The organism is Streptococcus mitis (genome assembly GCF_946188695.1).
GTDB lineage: Bacteria > Bacillota > Bacilli > Lactobacillales > Streptococcaceae > Streptococcus > Streptococcus mitis_DF.
Genome location: NZ_CAMHWI010000100.1, coordinates 1 through 230, shown reverse-complemented (window position 1 = coordinate 230; position 230 = coordinate 1). Strand labels below are relative to the sequence as shown.

Here is a 230-nt window from a genome sequence, read left to right as displayed (position 1 = left end):
CCCCCGCCCCTCCCCCCGCAAGTACCTCAGCCTCAACAAGCGCAAGAACATCAGCAAGTACATCAGCATCTACAACAGCAAGTACATCAGCAAGTACATCAGCATCAACAAGTGCAAGTACATCGGCTAGAACGTCAGCCTCAACAAGCGCAAGTACATCAGCATCAACAAGTGCAAGTACATCGGCTAGCACATCAGCCTCAACAAGCGCAAGTACGTCAGCAAGCGCG

At 52.2% G+C, this 230-nt stretch carries 1 protein-coding gene; it reads left to right on the top strand.

What is annotated here, in order from left to right; all coding sequences use genetic code 11:
* Positions 1–230: hypothetical protein (locus N8L33_RS10075; protein WP_261059769.1), on the top strand; the 230-nt coding region annotated here is incomplete at both ends.